The following is a 14,752-nucleotide window of genomic DNA, read 5'->3' as shown; positions in this document are numbered from 1 at the left end:
CGCCTTGAGATCCACGGCACCAGACCCCTCCCCCTACGCCCGGAGGGCGTGGGGGCACCCCCACCCTGATCCAGCCTGATCCGTAAGACAGGCCCCAGCCCCAACAGCATCAACAACCCCGGTGGCACCCATGACACCGGGGCTCCGCTCGTCCCGCACCCACCCCTCGCACCCCGCACCCACCCCGCTGCGTACGAGGGCGGGCTACGCCGGGGCGATCAGCAGCGGTCGTGCCCGCTCCCGCAGCTCCGCCACCCGCGGCTCGTCCCCGTACGCCTCCAGCCTGTGCAGCAGGTCCCGTACGTACTCCGTCGTGCGCGCCGAGGAGATCCGGCCCGCGACCTCGACGGCCCGGGTGCCCGCGGCGCACGCCGCGTCCAGGTTCCCCGACTCCAGCTCGGCGAAGGCGCCGACGACCAGCCGCAGCCCGTGCGACCGGACGAACTCGTCCGTCGGCCGGGACAGCGCCTGCTCGGTGAAGCGGCGCACCGCCCGCGGCGAGCCGAGGTCGCGGTAGCACTCGGCCGCGTCCGCCGCGAACCGGTCGTAGGTGTAGAAGCCCAGCCAGGTCGGGTCCTGGTCGCCCTCGCGGGCCCGTTCCAGCCAGCCCTCGGCCGCCTTCAGGGCGGCGCCCGCGGCGGGCGCGTCGTTCGCCTTGGCGTGCGCCCGCGCCTCCACCAGGCGGAAGAAGCTCATGGTGCGCGCCGTCGCGAGCCCCCGGTTGCGCTCCAGGGCGGCCTGCGCCAGGTCGACGCCCTCGTCCGCGAAGCCCCGGTAGATCGCCTGGAGCGCCATGGAGGCCAGGACGTACCCGCCGAGCGGCACGTCGGCCGCCGCGCGCGCGAGGCGCAGCGCCTGGATGTAGTAGCGCTGGGCGGCCTCCTGCTGGCCGGTGTCGAAGGCCATCCACCCGGCCAGCCTGGTCAGTTCGGCCGTCGCGCCGAACAGGGCGCGGCCTACCTCGTCCGAGTACCAGCCGAGGAGCAGGGGCGCCGCGTCGACCCGTAGGCACTCGGGGACCATGGACGAACGCCAGTCGCCGCCGCCGTACTTGGAGTCCCAGCGGCGGGCGTCCTCCGCGGCCTCGCGCAGCTTGCCCACGTCGCTGTGGCCCACGCGGGTGGGGGCTTCGTCGGGGGACGGGGACACCGGTCCGCCGCCGTCGACGCCCGGGCCGCCGCCCTCCGGCGGCATGCGCTCCACCGAGGCGTCGGCGGGTGTTATCAGCCAGCGGGAGGTGGGGGTGGCGTAGGCGCTCACCGCGAAGGAACCGGCCAGGGACTGCCAGATCCCGCCGCTGCCGGCTCGTCTGCCGGCCAGATCGAGCCGGTAGAGGTCGGTGGCCGACTTCACGGCCGCGCGTACGTCGCGGGGGAAGGCGAGTCCGACCTCGGGGGCCGGGTCGGCGTCGGCGAGGCCGATCTCGTGCAGCGGCACGGGACGGCCGAGCTTGGAGCCGATCGCGGCTGCGATGAGGTGGGGCGCGGCGCCCTGCGGCACCATGCCCTTCGACACCCAGCGGGCCACCGACGTCTTGTCGTAGCGCAGGGTCAGTCCGCGCTGCGCCCCGAGGTCGTTGACGCGCCGGGCGAGGCCGGCGTTGCTGATTCCCGCGAGGGCGAGAACGGTGCCGAGCTTTTCGTTCGGCCCGCGTTGCTCCCTGGACATGCGCCACCCCTCGACACACAGACGGCCGCCGCGTCACCGTCCGGCGCACGGCATTCGTACCGGGTCCGCACCGTCGGCCACGTCTCCGGGAGCACGGCTGCCCACCCGCCCCGGGCCCGGTTGCACAAGCGCCTGGCCGAGCCCATCGGAATATGCCCATCGGTTCAGAACATCGGTAAACCCAGCGTAGTTCGCCGGATCCCGACCGTTAAGGGGCGGTGTTCCGGATGGCGGGAAAGTTGCGCGCGGCGGTCTGGACGGGTGGAGACGCAGGGTGAACACGCCGCTGTCGGCGGGTGGTTGCCGCGTGGTGGCGGTTGGTCGGCGGCGCGCCCCCGCGGCGCTCCCGCGCTCCTTCCGTGCTGCCGCCGGGCCGCCCCGTGCTGTTGCGTGCCCGGTGCGCTCCCGCACTGCTCCGGGCGGTCGCCGTCCCGTGCCGGGCGTGCTCCCGCCGTGTGGCCGTGCGCCCGCCCGTGCGCTCTCGTCGGGGGCGGGGGCCGGCGCTTCCATGAAAAGTGCGTGGGTCGGCCCGCTGCGTACTGGACCCAGTGGGCTGGGGGACACCGCCGCCTTCAATCCCCGCGGGCGGCGGACGGTCCGGGAGGCGTGCGGCGCCTCCCGGACCGTCGCTCGCACGCAGGCCCGCGCCGCCCCGTAGGCGCACGCGCGCCGCACCCCGGCGTACCCGCCCCACCGAGCGCCCCCACCGCGCGCTCACCAGGGATCCGGGCGGCCGGGACGGCCCCGGAGCCGGTGCGGGACCGGACCGGAGACCGGGTGCGCGACCGGATGCGAGGAGGAGCCCGCCGAGCTCCAACTCCCGCCGAAGCGGGGCGAAGCACCCCGTACCGCCGGCAGCTCCACGGGCCGCCGCCGCGGGCGATCCGGACGGTCATCCACCGGTCCGGCAGCTCTCCGTGCCCACGGAGCGAAGTCTGACCTTCATGAGAATGGCCGGATATCGACTGTCCCTCTGGTGTTGTTTGTCCGGCTATGAGGTCGGCGTGATGTCGCTGCCGTCCCGTGATGCCCCACCAGACCCCCGCCACCACCGGCTCCTTCACTTTTTGCGCGTGCGACCCGGGGCCCGTTCATTGCGTCTCCTTCGTGGCAGCATGTTCCCGAACGACCCGGGTTCGGCACCCGGTTGTCCACAGCTTGTGGAGGCGAAACGGCGATGCGGTGGTTGGTGGGCTGGAGCAGTGTCGCCGCGAACTTCGGCACGGTGGGGGCCGTCGGCGCCGCCGACGAGGGACGCTCCGTCCAGCCCGTCGGCTCCCAACTCCTGTGGGGCGACCCCGACCCCCTCTGGGCCGTCGGCGACTGGCGCCCCGACGAGGTCCGCGTCGTCAGCATCGACGAGTCCACCAAGATGGCCGTCCTCGGCTGCTGCGCCGCCTCCGACGCCGAACTGCGCGCCGGGCTCCTCTCCGCCCGCGGCGGCGCCCTGCGCCATCTGACCGCCTGGCCCGGCAGTTACTCCGCCGTCGTCCGCTCCGGCCGCCGCATCACCGTCCTCGGCGACCTCGCCGGCGCCCGCCCCGTCTTCCACACCCCGTGGGAGAACGGCACCGCGTACGCCACCGCCGCCCTCCCCCTCGCCGACCTCATCGGCGCCCAACTCGACATCGGCCACCTGGCCGCCGTGCTGGCCTGCCCCGAGACCCCGGAGGCGCTGCGGGACTCCACCCCGTACGAGGGCGTCAAGCGCATCCCGCCCGGCCACGCCCTCATCCTGCGCGAGGGCTCCCGCGAGGTCATCGGCTACGAACCGGTCGCCTCCCTCGCGGTCACCGGCCCGCAGATCGACCCCGACCTCGCGGTCGAAGGGGTCCGCGACGCCCTCGTCGAAGCCGTGCGCGCCAGGCTCACCGCACCGCGCCACGCCCCGCAGACCATGCCCCAGGACCCCGGCCCGGTGCCCGGCATGGGCCCCGCCGACCGGCGCGCCCGCCGCGGCGCCCCCGCCCCCGGCATCGGCGCCGACCTCTCCGGCGGCAGCGCCTCCGGCACCCTCGCGCTGCTCGCCGCCGGCCTCCCGGGCGTGCCCGGCACGATCGTCGGCAGCGGCACCGGCGCCGGGACACGCCTCCTCGCCGTCACCTTCAACGACCTCACCGAACCCGGCATCGAGCCGGAGCTGGAACGGGCCCGCGCCATGGGCGCCAACCCGCGGCTGCACCACGTCGTCGTCCCGGCCGGAGAGGACGCCCTGCCCTACGCCGGCCTGGACAACGGCCCCCTCACCGACGAGCCCGCGCCCTGTCTCGTCACCGCCGAACGCCACCGGGTGCGCCTCGCGTCCGGCAGCGCCGACCACCTCACCGGCGCCGGCGCCCGCCAGGTGCTCGACGCCCACCCGGCCCGCCTCGCCGACCTGCTGCTCGACCGAAGACGGCGGCACCTGCTGCGCCCGGTCACCGCGCTCGCCCGGGCCGAAGGCCCCTCGCCGCAGGCCCTGTTCGTACCGCTCCAGGTCTATCGCGCCGCGCGCCGCCTCGCCCGTACGCCGTACCGCACCGGCCTCGAAACGGCGGCCGACCGGCTGCTGGAGGCGGGCCGCTCAGGGATGAACGGCTCCGACGGCACCAGCCCCCTGGACGCCTCCCTCGCCGCGCTGACCTGGTCCCGCCCCGGGCCCGCGGTGCGGTGGCTGACGGGGGAGGCCCTGGCCGAAGTATCGGTTCGGCTGATGAGCGCGGCGACCCGGCCCGTCGTCGTCCAGCGGCCCGGGGAGGCGCGCGCCCGCGCGGCCCTCGCCCGGCACGCCTTCGACCACCGCATCCTGGAGCAGGCCGCCGAGGTCCGCAGCCAGCGCGTCCACGCGCCCTTCCTCGACAACCAGGTCGTCCGCGCCTGCCGCGACCTGCCCGAAGCGCTACGGGTCCGACCCGGCGCCCGCTCGGACGTACTGCGCACCGTCCTCGCCGGCGCAGGCGTCCACGACCTGCCGTCCGGCTGGGGCGCGGCCCCCGGGCAGACCACCTCCGTCGAGGGTGCCCGCAAAGGACTGCGCGCGGCCCTGCCGACGCTCCTCGCCCTCTTCGACGCACCCCTGCTCGCCGACGCCGGACTGATCGAAGCCCGCGTCGTCCGCAAGGCGCTGCGCGCCGCGTCCGAGGGGGAACCCGTACCGCTCGACGGCCTCGCCGACCTCGTCTCCACCGAACTATGGCTGCGCCGGCTGCTGTCGCGCCGCGGCACCTGCTGGACGGGCAGCGCGGCGCCCCGGCAACGCGCCGTCGCCGCGGGCGTACCGCCCCGCCCGTCGATCCGCTCCTGACCCGCCGCCGGAGAAGCCGCCTCACGGGGCCACGGCGTCAGCGGCACGCGATGCGGGAGTCCGCCCAAGCGCCCAGCGTCATCTCGCTCCACGGCGAGTGCGGCTCCACGACCAGGCGCAGCTTCTTGCGCCCGGCGAGGGAGACCTGCACCGGCACGGCCGGGTCCTTCCCCCGCACGACGGGGGAGCGCCACAGCAGCTCCCCGTCCCCGTACACGGAGAACCGCATCTTGCCGAGCCCCAGCGTCAGGTCGTCCACGCCGGCCTTCGCCGTGTAGGAGGTGCACGCGCGGTTGAGTTCGATCGTCACGGAGGAGCGCGCCCGCACGGTCACCCCGTGGCTGTAGCTCTGCCCGCCGATCTTCAGCCCCCACCGCTGCCAGATCCAACTGCTCTGCCCCAGCACGACCTCGGGCCCGGTGTGGTCGCCGAGGACGCTGTACTGGAGCCGGTTGACCTGGTACACCCGCGGCTCGGGCTGCGGCTTCGGCCGCTCCTTCGGCGGGGTCGGCTTGGGCTTCGGCGTCGGCGCGGGAGGGGTGGGCGCGGGAGGGGTGGGCTTCGGCGGGGTCGGCTTCGGCTTGGGCGCCGGGGGTACGGGCTTGGGTGCCGCCTTTGACGGGGTCGGCTTGGGCTTCGGCGCGGGCGCCGGCGGTACGGGCTTGGGCTTGGGCGTCGGCGCCGGCGGCTTCGGGTCCTGCGGCACCGGGAGGACGGGCTGCACGGTGGGGGGCTTCGCCTCGGGCTCCGCGGGCTTCGGGCTCCCGGTGAACGCCCACACCAGCCCGGCCGCGGCGGCGACGGCGACCGCGGCCCCGATGCCGACCTTCGCCGGTGCACCCAGCCCTTCGGACGCCGCGGCGCCACCGGCCGCACCGGCGGAGGCGCCCGCGCCGCCGCTCGTGGAGGCCGCGGCGGCCCCGGCACCCGCGGCTCCCACCGCGCCGCCGGCGACCACGCCCGCGGCCTTGAGGGAGTAGCCCGCCGCGAACCAACCGATGACCGCGACCGGCAGCAGCGCCGGGATGCTGGCGTTGACGTGCTGGAGTTCGCCGGCCGCGAGCCGGCACTTGGCGCACTCCTCCAGGTGCTTGCGCAGCCCTCGCTCGGCCCGCATCCGCAGCCCGCCGCGCGCGTACGCGCCGAGCCGGTCGGCGTACCGGGCGCAGTCGCCCCCGGAGGTGAGCGCCGAGCTGACGTGGGCCTGGAGGTACGCCTGCTTCAGGCCCTCGCGGGCCCGGCTAGCGAGCACCGCCGTGGCGTTCGCCGTCAGCCCGAACAGCGGCGCGACCTCGCTGGGCGACTCCTCCTCGACGGTCGTGTGCCACAGCACCGCCTGCCAGCGCTCCGGCAGCGACCGGAACGCCTGCATCGCGAGCGACTGCTCCGCCTCGTGCATCGCCCGGACGTCCGCCCCGAGCTCCATCGTCTCCCCGGACGCGCCGTCCGAGCTGTGCGACGCCTCCGCGGCGAACAGCGCGAAGTCCTCGACGAGCTGCTCCCGCTTGGCGCTCTTCGTCCAGGTCGCGGCCACCCGTCGGACCGTGGTCAGCAGATAGGCCCGTACGGCGTGCTCCGGCCCGGCCCCGCCGCGTACGGCCTGCAGGGTCCTGGCGAACACCTCGGCGGTCAGGTCGTCCGCGGTGTGCGAGTCGCGGCAGCAGGTGCGGGCGTACCGCAGCACGGCGTCGGAGTGCCGGCGGAACAGCTCCTCGTACGCGCTGTTGTCCCCGCTGCGCATCCGCTGCACCAAGTCGGCGTCGGACGGCGGCAGCTCGCGCGGCGGGGGCAGCACGGATCCGGCGCTGCCGCCCTCGCGCTGCGAGGGTACGGCGTGGGCCTCGGTCCCGGGTCCACCGCCGGCGTTGTCGGCGCCGCCGCCGCTGCTCGTCGCACCGGGGGAACCACCCGTACGGGTGCCGCCCGATGCGTTTGCCGTCCCCGGAACGGAGTCCGCCCAGCCGGAGTCCTCGGCGTCGTCCGCCCTGACCCCGTTGGTGCCCTGGGGAGGGACCGAATGCCCGGCCTGCGTCGCGGCGTCGGGAGCCCCCGAGGGCGCCGAGGGTGCCGGCGGTCCTGAGGGCCCGGCTGCGCCCGCCGCGTCCACGGAACCGGTCGGGTCGACCTGACCCGGCAGCCCCGCAGCCCGTGACGAGCCCGGCCGCGCACCGCCGGGCCCACCCTGCCCGGGCACCTGCCGGGACGGCGTGCCGCCGCCGTCCGCGCCGTCCGTACCGCCGAGCGATTCGTCCCGCTCGTCACCGCTCATCGAGGAAGCCCTCGTTCATCGCGGACGCTCCCGTCAGCACCCTCGGACACGAACACCGGGCCAGCGTGCCACACGGCGACAGCGGGCACGGACCTCCGCCTTGGCCAACCACTCATCTGGGGAGTTCTGTCGAAACCGTGCGCTATCCATCGGCGATTAGTGTAATACTCAACGATCTACGTCCCGGGCGCGATCGACCGAGCGACGGACTCTCCAGCTGTGCCTCTTGCGCTGCCGAACGCACTCAACGAGCGCTCACGGCACGGGTGTTGACGGCACAGGTGTTGACGGCACGCGCCGTCCGTCGCCCGTCAGCCCGACGACTACCGCGGACGCAGCCCCTCCAGCAGGATGTCCAGCAGTCGAGCCGAGGCGGCGGCCTGCTGCGCGGCGTCCGGCAGCGAAGGCGCCGCCGTGGCTATCACCAGCAGGACGTCCGCGACGGTCACGTCACCGCGCAGCTCGCCCGCGGCCCGCGCCCGGTCGACCAACTGCCCCACGACCTCCAGCAGCTCGGCCGCGCCCGCGTCGTCCACCTCGTGGGACGACGGGGACCGCGGCCCCACCACCCGGAGCTCGGGAGCGCCCGACACCGGCCCGCCGGAGAGCGGACCGCCCGACGGCTGCACCCCGGCCCGCTGCTGCGGCACCCGGGTCTCGTCCCGACCGTCGCCCGACGCACCGGAAGCGTCCACGGACCCCTGGGGACCGGCGACGTTCTCCGACTCCTCCGCCTCCACCCGCACTCGCAGCACCTGCGGCGGCAGCAGCCGCCCCGCGCCGGACGCCACCGACGTCCGCAGGAAGCGCGCCAGCGCGGACCAGGGCTCGTCCTCCTGACGCAGCGCGGTGCGCGCCTGCTCGGTCAGCCGGGAGGTCTCCTCCTCGGCTATTCGCCGCACCAACACGTCCTTGCTGGGGAACCGGCGGTACACCGTCCCCACACCGACCCGGGCCCGACGCGCCACGTCCTCCATCGGAGCGCCGTACCCCAACTCGCCGAAGACCTCCCGCGCCGCGCGCAGGACGTGCTCCAGATTGCGCTGGGCATCCACCCTTAAGGGCGCCGAACGGGTGGTCCCGCCCGCTCCCGCCCTTCCACCGATCCCGTCCGCGCCGAGATGAGCACCGTGCACGCCGGGTGTGCCGTGTCCGTCAGTGACAGGCGGAACGGCGGCCTGCCAATGCGAATCCTGAATGGTCATACGTGTTCCCCCGGTCACTGTGTCTCCCCCCGGAGACCTCCCCACCTGGTCTGCCGGCGGCGCCTTGACCACGCACCCCGACGAGGTACGAACATAGTTGAGCCCGGGTCAATTCAGAAGGGGGTAGTTCCGCACGGAGCGCCCCCCGATCGGAGCAAGGACCGGAAGCCCCCCGTTTGCGCACTCGCCCGCCACCCCCCTCGCCACCCCTGACCTGGGCACCTTCCCCGGTCCCCGCGGGCCGCGGAGTGTACGGCAGCACCACACCTCCGGTCACACAATTTGCCGGGCCTGTGGACAAACGCCGAGGACCGATGCGTCATGGGATGGTGACGGCTGCTAACTCCCGGGGCGCGGCCCCCGACACCCCGCCGACCGGGCGCCCCACCGACCCGGCGCGCGGCACCCGCATCCTCGTCGTCGGCGGCGGCTACGTCGGGCTGTACACCGCGCTCCACCTCCAGAAGGAACTGAGACGCGAACTGGCGCGCGGCACGGTCGAGGTCATGGTCGTCTCGCCCGACCCGTACATGACGTACCAGCCGTTCCTCCCCGAAGCCGCGGCCGGCTCCATCTCGCCCCGCCACGTCGTGGTCCCCCTGCGGCGCGTGCTGCCCCACTGCACCGTCCTCGTCGGCGAGGTCACCACCGTCAGCCACGCCAAGCGCACCGCCACCGTGACCACGCTCGCCACCGAGGAGGAGGGCACCGGCGCCGTCGAGGTCGGCTACGACGAACTGGTCATCGCCCCGGGATCGATCTCCCGCACCCTCCCCGTCCCCGGCCTCGCCGACCACGGCATCGGCTTCAAGACCGTCGAGGAGGCCATCGGGCTGCGCAACCACGTCATCGAACAGATGGACATCGCCTCCTCCACCCGCGACCCCGCCATCCGCGACGCCGCCCTGACCTTCGTCTTCGTCGGCGGCGGCTACGCCGGCGTCGAAGCGCTCGGCGAACTGGAGGACATGGCCCGCTACACCTCGCGCTATTACCACAACATCAAGCCGCAGGACCTGAAGTGGATCCTCGTCGAGGCCACCGGGCGCATCCTGCCCGAGGTCGGCGAGGAGATGGGCCGCTACGCCGTTCGCGAGCTGCGCGCCCGGAACATCGACGTCCGGCTGGAGACCCGGCTCGACTCCTGCGAGAACCGGACCGCCGTCCTCAGCGACGGCAGCCGCTTCCCCACCCGTACGGTCGTGTGGACCGCCGGCGTCAAACCCGCGCCGCTGCTCGCCGCCACCGACCTCCCCCTCAACGGCCGCGGACGGCTGCACTGCACCGCCGAACTCGCCGTCGCCGGCGTCGAGAACGCCTGGGCCGCCGGGGACGCCGCCGCCGTCCCCGACCTCACCTCCGACGACCCCGACGCCACCTGCGCCCCCAACGCCCAGCACGCCGTGCGCCAGGCCAAGGCCCTCGCCGCCAACGTCGCGGCGTCCCTGCACGGCCGGCCGCCCCAGCAGTACGCGCACAAGTACGCCGGATCCGTCGCCTCCCTCGGGCTCCACAAAGGCGTCGCCCATGTGTACGGTCGCAAACTCAAGGGGTATCCCGCGTGGCTGATGCACCGCATGTACCACCTCAGCCGCATGCCCACCTTCAACCGCAAGATGCGCATCCTCGCCGAGTGGACCCTCGCTGGCCTGTTCAAGCGGGAAATCGTTTCGCTCGGCTCCCTGGAACACCCCCGCGCCGAGTTCGAGAGCGCGGCCGGCGGCCGTCCCGGCACCAACGGCCGCCACGCCCCGCCGGCCGGCCCGCCGAAGCGGCCGGCACCCGGCCCGGACGAAGCACCCGAAGCACCGGACGACGACCGCGGAAAGACCTGACGGGCCATGTGCCGGACCCCCGGCAGCCGCCCGGACGACACCCGCTGTCAGTCCGTACGGTCACACTGGACGTGTGACCATAGGTGGGCTCACATTTGCACAGAGTGACCCTCGTGACCCTTGGCTACCACCATTGAGGCTTGAAAGTCAGTGAACTTCACGCGTTGGAGCTCAAGGCTCCCCGGGACACAGCGCCGCGCCGCAGCGCGAAGGACCGACCGCGGGATCTCCTCCTCTCCCCGCCCGCCCCAGCGCGGGGAGAGCAGAGCGGACGACACCGACCGAAGCGCCGACCGCGGCAAGGACCGCGGCCCGGCCCGCACCAAGGACCGCGACGCGACCGGGTCCAGGCCCGCGGCCGACGACGAGCGGCCCGGGAACGAGCCCCGCGGCGAAAGCTCCGTGCCCGCCGCCCGCGGCAGCCTGCTGCGCCCCGCCCGCCTCCGCCCCGTCTTCCGCACGGCCCCGGGCCCGAACACCCCCGCCGCGCCCGAGGCCGACGCCACCGCGCCGCCCGCCGCCCCCGCCCCCGCCCCCGAGGACTTCGCCGTACGCGACCTCCTCGGCCGCATCCCCGGCCTCGTCGCCCTGCTGTACGGCCCCGACCACCGCATCGCGTACGTCAACGACGCCTACACCGCCGCCTTCGGCCCCCGCCCCGTCGGCGGCACCGCGGCCGACGTCTGCCCCGAACTGGCCGAGCTGGGCCTGACCCCGCTCATGGACCAGGTCCTGCGCAGCGGCACGCAGCGCACGGTGAAGTCCCGCAAGGCCCCCGACGGCCGCTCGTACACCCTGACCTGCCTCCCCGTGGACACCCCGACCGCCCGGGAAACGTCGGACACCGCCCCCACCGGGCTCCTCGTCTTCGCCACCGACGTCACCGACCACGCCGAAGCCGCCGAACGCCTGCGCGCCAGCGAGCGCCGCCAGCGCGCCGCGGCCGTCACCCTCCAGCGCTCCCTCCTCCCGCAGGAACTGGAACAGCCCGACGACCTCCACGTCGCCGCCACCTACCAACCGGGCGGCGAGGACGCGGCCGTCGGCGGCGACTGGTACGACGTGATCACGCTCGGCGGCGGCCGGACCGCCCTCGTCATCGGCGACGTCATGGGCCGCGGCGTGCGCGCCGCCGCCGTGATGGGCCAGCTCCGCACCGCCGTCCGCGCCTACGCCCGCCTCGACCTGCCGCCGCACGAGGTCCTGCAACTGCTCGACGGCCTCGCCTCCGAGATCGACGCCAGCCAGATCGCCACCTGCGTGTACGCCGTCCACGACCCGAACGAGGGCCGGCTCGTGTACGCCTCCGCCGGCCACCTCCCCGTCCTCGTGCGCCACGAGGACGGCACGGTCCACCGCGCCGAGGACCCCACCGGCCCGCCCCTGGGCACCGGCGGCTGGCTCCACTCCTCCGGCACGATCGACCTCCCGCCCGGCTCCAGCGCCGTCCTCTATACGGACGGCCTGGTCGAGCGGCGCGACGAGGACATCGACGAAGGCGTCGCCGCACTCGAACGCGCCCTCGCCGGCGCCACCGGCACGCCCCAGGTGGTGTGCGACCGACTGATCCGCGCCATGCACATCACCGCGGAACACGACGACGACGTCGCCGTCCTGGTCGTCCAGCACCCCGTGCGCACCGGCCCGGCCGCCGAGCTGTTCCACAACGCGGCCCTCGACCTGCTCGGCGGCGTCGAAGCCGCGCCGCGCGCCCGGGCCTTCGCCTCCGGCGTCCTCGCGTCCTGGCGCTTCTCGCCCGAGCTGCACGACCTCGGCGTGCTGGCGGTCAGCGAACTCGTCGCGAACTCCCTCCAGCACGGCGCCCCGCCCATGCGCCTGCGGCTGCGCCGCACCGACCGCCGACTGATCATCGAGGTCACGGACGGCGACGACCACCTTCCGCGCCGCCGCCGCGCGGAAACGGAAGACGAGGCGGGCCGCGGAATCTCCATCGTCGCGGCCATCGCCTCGTCCTGGGGGAGCCGCCGCGTCCCGGGCGGCGGCAAGTCGGTCTGGTGCGAGTTCGCCCTCCCCAGACCTGTGTGACCGCCGTCAGGCGGCCGTGCCCACCTTCTCAGCGGGCTCGACAGGCGGCTTGTACTGCGCCACGACCCGGGAGGTCGCCGCGAGCGACGGCTGGTCCTGCATCGGCGTGAGCTGCCGCGCCAGCCGCAGCGCCAGCACCGTGATCGCCAGCGAGAACAGCACGAAGGTCACGATGTACGGGGCGTGCAGCGCGGCCCCCATGGGCCCGCCGATCGCCGGCCCCAGCGCCAGCGCCAACTGCTTGACCAGCGCGAACGCCGAGTTGTACTGCCCGACCATCGACTCCGGGGCCAGATCGACCACCAGCGGCGCCACGGTCGGCGCGAGCATCGCCTCACCGAGCCCGAACAGCGCGTACGTCGAGATGAACGCGGCCGTCGCCATCGCCTGGCTGGTCGCGCCGAGACCCGCGTACCCCGCGGCGGCCCAGGCGACCGCCCAGATCAGACCCACCGCGGCGATGACCCGCGTCCTCTTGTACCGGTCGACGTACTTCAGGATCACGAACTGCGCGATGCCGATGACCGCGGTGTTCGCCGCCAGGGCCGTACCGAACATCGACGGCTCGATGCCGGCGGCCTCGGTGCCGTACGCCGACAGGCCCGACTCGAACTGTCCGTACACCGCGAAGAAGAGGATGAAGCCCAGGACGAGCAGCTTCACCATCGCCTTGTGCTCCAGCAGCACCTTGAAGCCGCTGCCCTTGGCACCCGGCGCCGCCGCGCCGGGAGCGGGCGCCGGCCGGGCCAGCTTCACCGTCAGGATGATCGCCGCCAGCACGAGGAACATGACGGCCTCGATGCTGAACAGCAGGGTGAAGGTGCTCGCCCGGCTCTTGTCGACGATGTTGCCGCCGATCAGACCGCCGACGCCCAGACCCACGTTCTGCAGGAAGAACTGGAAGGCGAAGGCGCGCGTCCGGCTGGTGGCGTCCGACGCCCAGACGATCATCGTGGCCAGCGCGGGCTGCGTCACCGCGGTGCCCGCACCGAGCAGCGCCGCCGACAGCAGCACGGTCACGGTGTGCTGGGACAGCCCGAACAGCAGGGCGCCCAGCGACGCCACCACGGACGCCCCCACCAGTACGGGCTTCGGCCCCCGGCGGTCGATCACCCGTCCGACGAAGGGCAGGGCGATCAGTGCGGCCAGGGCGAAGACGCCGATGACGATGCTGCCCGTCGTCGACCCGAGGTCCCGTACGTACGCCACATAGATGTACAGAAACGGAACCGTGAATCCGAGTCCGAACGCGCTCAGCGCGCTACCTGCCTGGATCCGGCGCATGGCCGCGCCCATCTCCCTGGTCACCACTCACCTGCCTTGTTAGCTCTGAAGGACTGAAGCCTGAAGACTTCAAACATAAAGTTAGACCCTTAACAGTACATGTCGAAGGACTTCAAAGCCAATGAACGTCGTGCGATACTGCGGCGTATGCCTACCGCGAGCCCCGAGGGCCAAGCCGTGACCGGTCAGGACCCGGTCCAGGAGCCGACCCTGGACGAGCAGATCGCCGCCTACCAGCGTGAATTCGGCGATCTCGACCCCCAGGTCGAGCAGGTCGTCTCGGCCCTCGGCCGCCTCAACCGCCGCATGAACGTCGCGTACGGCCGACAGGTCGCGGACCTGGGCATCAGCAATGCGGAGTGGGAGGTCCTCAAGACCCTCGTGCTCGCCGGCGCCCCGTACCGGATGGGGCCGGGCGAGCTGGCCAAGCGCCTCGGGCTGACCCCGGCCGCCATGACCCACCGCATCGACCGCATGGCGGGCGAGGGCCTGGTGACCCGCGACCGCGACGAGAACAACCGCGTCCGCGTCATCGTGGAACTGACGGACGAGGGCCGTGCGAAGTGGCAGGAGGCCATGCGCATGGCGAGCGACTTCGAGGGGGACCTGCTCCAGGACCTCTCGGCGGAGGAAAAGGGCGTCCTCGGCGAACTCCTCATCCGCGTCCTCCGACGCGTGGAGCACGCCCAGCCGGACGCGGGCGGTCGACTGACCGACCTGGACTGAGCGCCCCGGTCCGGTCGACGAAGGCCGATCGGAGGGGGCGGTCCACCCGGCCCGTGAGGGCGTGGCGCACGGCCGTCGCAGGAAGTTGACACCCCCTTCATCCGCCCGTAAGGTTCTTCGAGTTGTCACGGGACCGGAACGGTTCTGCGGCAGCCACTCCCGCCGCTGATGCGGCAACCAAAACTCTGCACGATCTCCCATCCGGGATGATTTCGGCATGCCGAAATCTGTTTCGAACGACTCGATTATGAGTCGGGGAAGAAATCCGCTAGAGTTTTGAACGTCGGAAGGGCCGAGAGGCCAGGAAGACAAAGAACCCCGAGTTTCGACCGGGAATCAGACCCGAAAGGATCTGATAGAGTCGGAAACGCAAGACCGAAGGGAAAAGCCCGGAGGGTCCTGAGAGGGACTTGAAGGAAGCGTCCGTTCCTTGAGA

Annotated in this window: 8 protein-coding genes; 4 read left to right on the top strand and 4 right to left on the bottom strand. The window is 73.5% G+C overall.

Going from position 1 to position 14,752, the window contains the following annotated elements:
• Window positions 1-204 precede the first annotated feature (204 nt).
• Entirely contained in the window at window positions 205-1,668 is a 1,464-nt protein-coding gene (locus AB0E05_RS36130) for an MFS transporter (protein WP_361971796.1), read from the bottom strand.
• Window positions 1,669-2,845: 1,177 nt separating this feature from the next.
• Between AB0E05_RS36130 and AB0E05_RS36125 the strand changes: the two genes are divergently transcribed.
• Window positions 2,846-4,951 carry an asparagine synthase-related protein gene (locus AB0E05_RS36125; RefSeq protein ID WP_361971794.1) on the top strand — a complete coding sequence of 702 codons (2,106 nt, stop codon included), beginning with the start codon at window positions 2,846-2,848 and terminating at the stop codon, window positions 4,949-4,951.
• Window positions 4,952-4,988: 37 nt separating this feature from the next.
• Here AB0E05_RS36125 and AB0E05_RS36120 read toward each other — a convergent pair whose 3' ends face one another.
• Both AB0E05_RS36120 and AB0E05_RS36115 read right to left on the bottom strand, forming a co-directional pair.
• Window positions 4,989-7,220, bottom strand: a complete 2,232-nt coding sequence (locus tag AB0E05_RS36120) for a sigma-70 family RNA polymerase sigma factor (RefSeq protein WP_361971793.1) — start codon at window positions 7,218-7,220, stop codon at window positions 4,989-4,991.
• A 323-nt stretch (window positions 7,221-7,543) separates the two neighbouring features.
• Window positions 7,544-8,425, bottom strand: coding sequence for a helix-turn-helix domain-containing protein (locus AB0E05_RS36115; protein ID WP_361971791.1), 882 nt, complete (start codon window positions 8,423-8,425; stop codon window positions 7,544-7,546).
• A 326-nt stretch (window positions 8,426-8,751) separates the two neighbouring features.
• On the opposite strand from AB0E05_RS36115, the gene AB0E05_RS36110 reads away from it, so the two are divergent.
• The gene (locus tag AB0E05_RS36110; protein ID WP_361971800.1) at window positions 8,752-10,260 is read left to right on the top strand and encodes an FAD-dependent oxidoreductase; all 1,509 of its coding nucleotides are present in this window, start codon (window positions 8,752-8,754) and stop codon (window positions 10,258-10,260) included.
• 150 nt (window positions 10,261-10,410) lie between these two features.
• Window positions 10,411-12,306, top strand: coding sequence for a SpoIIE family protein phosphatase (locus tag AB0E05_RS36105; RefSeq protein ID WP_361971789.1), 1,896 nt, complete (start codon window positions 10,411-10,413; stop codon window positions 12,304-12,306).
• Between the two features lie 6 nt (window positions 12,307-12,312).
• On the opposite strand, the gene AB0E05_RS36100 is transcribed toward AB0E05_RS36105, so the two are convergent.
• A complete protein-coding gene (locus AB0E05_RS36100) occupies window positions 12,313-13,590 on the bottom strand; it encodes an MFS transporter (protein WP_361971798.1) in 1,278 nt (425 codons plus the stop codon).
• A gap of 147 nt (window positions 13,591-13,737) precedes the next feature.
• Here AB0E05_RS36100 and AB0E05_RS36095 point away from each other — a divergent pair, with 147 nt between their 5' ends.
• A complete protein-coding gene (locus AB0E05_RS36095; protein WP_361971787.1) occupies window positions 13,738-14,316 on the top strand; it encodes a MarR family transcriptional regulator in 579 nt (192 codons plus the stop codon).
• Window positions 14,317-14,752: the final 436 nt, after the last annotated feature.

The organism is Streptomyces sp. NPDC048057 (assembly GCF_040653095.1).
Classification (GTDB): Bacteria; Actinomycetota; Actinomycetes; order Streptomycetales; family Streptomycetaceae; genus Streptomyces.
The sequence above is the reverse complement of the archived record's forward strand: the minus strand, read 5'-3'. Positions and strand labels throughout refer to the sequence as shown.